We start from the raw sequence: 1,545 nt of genomic DNA on the forward strand, positions 1-1,545 counted from the left end.
CAGGTTCGTGGCCGGTGCGCACGGCATCGAGGGAAGGATAGCGTTCGCGCACGCCTTTCAGGATCGTTCCCGGCAGCGAAACCGTCTCCAGCATGTCCAGCGTCAAGAGCCCTGCCCTCAACCCGTCGTCGATGTCATGCGTGTTGTAGGCGATATCGTCGGCGATCGCCGCGCATTGCGCCTCGATGCCGGCGAACCGGTCGAGTTCGAGATCGTGCAGTTGCGAATAATCACGGATCGCCTGTGGCACCGGCCCTTTCAGACCCTTGCCGTTGGCATCCGTCAGCGGCCCATTGTGCTTGACCAGGCCTTCCAGCGTTTCCCAGGTCAGGTTGAGCCCGTCGAACTCGGCGTAGCGCGCCTCCAGCCTTGTCACGATGCGCAGCGATTGTGCGTTGTGGTCGAAGCCGCCCCAGACGGCCATCTTCTCGTTGAGCGCGTCCTCGCCGGTGTGGCCGAAGGGCGTGTGGCCGAAATCATGCACCAGCGCCACCGCCTCGGCCAGATCCTCGTCGCCGCGCAGCGCCCGTGCCAGGGCGCGCGCTATCTGCGCCACTTCGATCGAATGGGTCAGCCGGGTGCGATAGTGGTCGCCTTCATGGGCGATGAAGACCTGCGTCTTGTGCTTCAGCCGCCGGAAGGCCGTCGAATGGATGATGCGGTCACGGTCCCGCTGGAATGGCGTGCGGGTCGGGCTCTCCACCTCGTCGAACAGCCGCCCGCGCGAGTTTGCCGGATCGCAGGCATAGGCGGCGCGTGGCCGATAGCCGAATCCGATGTCGCCCAACTCACTGGTCATGGCTGATGCTGCCGCGTTTGACTTAGCCAGGTTGACTTGGCCCCTCGCGCTTCATACCTATCATGTGAAACCGAAAGCAAGGTGACGCCCATGGGCGCTGATGCCAAGACTGCCATGAAAGTCGATATGACCGAGGCCGCCGCCAAGCGGATCGCCAGGATTGTCTCGAACGAAGCCGGCAAGACGGCGCTGCGCGTTTCGGTCGAAGGCGGCGGCTGCTCGGGCTTTTCCTACAAGTTCGATCTGGTCGATACGCGCAACGACGACGACGTAGCCATCGAGAAGGACGGAGCCACGGTGCTGATCGACGATTTGTCGCTGGTCTATATGGGCGGATCTGTGATCGATTTCGTCGACGATCTGATGGGCCAGTCGTTCCAGATCCGCAATCCGAACGCCGTCGCCTCCTGCGGCTGCGGCACGAGTTTCTCCATATAGAATGCCTGCCATCGGTGCGGTCCGTCAGATCGCGCTGTCGGCTGGCCGTGACCTCGACGTGACGCTGGCTTTCTGGCGCGACGTGCTGGGCATGGCTGTCCATGCACGCTTCGATCCGCCGGGCATCGCCTTCATCATGGCCGGAGAAATCAGGCTGCTGTTCACCGACGGCGTACCGGCCGGAACCGTCTATCTCGACATATCGGGCCTTGATCAGTTCCATGCCTCGGCTGCTGCCGCCGGCGTGCCTTTCACCGCGCCGCCAACGCTTGTCCATCGCGACACGGACGGCCAGTTCGGTCCAGCGG

The 1,545-nt window shown here is 63.4% G+C and carries 3 protein-coding genes; 2 read left to right on the top strand and 1 reads right to left on the bottom strand.

What is annotated here, in order from left to right; all coding sequences use genetic code 11:
- The coding region (locus EN994_RS30730; protein WP_127308112.1) for a deoxyguanosinetriphosphate triphosphohydrolase at positions 1-799 on the bottom strand (799 nt) is incomplete at its 3' end.
- A gap of 90 nt (positions 800-889) precedes the next feature.
- Here EN994_RS30730 and erpA point away from each other — a divergent pair.
- Together erpA and EN994_RS30740 are read left to right on the top strand one after the other, a co-directional pair.
- The gene (erpA, locus tag EN994_RS30735; protein WP_013531288.1) at positions 890-1,237 is read left to right on the top strand and encodes an iron-sulfur cluster insertion protein ErpA; all 348 of its coding nucleotides are present in this window, start codon (positions 890-892) and stop codon (positions 1,235-1,237) included.
- Position 1,238: 1 nt separating this feature from the next.
- Positions 1,239-1,545: VOC family protein (locus EN994_RS30740; RefSeq protein WP_127308113.1), on the top strand; the 307-nt coding region annotated here is incomplete at its 3' end.

This window comes from Mesorhizobium sp. M7A.F.Ca.CA.002.09.1.1 (assembly GCF_003998555.1).
Taxonomy (GTDB): domain Bacteria; phylum Pseudomonadota; class Alphaproteobacteria; order Rhizobiales; family Rhizobiaceae; genus Mesorhizobium; species Mesorhizobium ciceri.

Bases quoted from the DNA above. Each gene is read 5' to 3' on its own strand.
- erpA (WP_013531288.1), top strand. From the start codon at position 890: ATGGGCGCTGATGCCAAGACTGCCATGAAAGTCGATATGACCGAGGCC.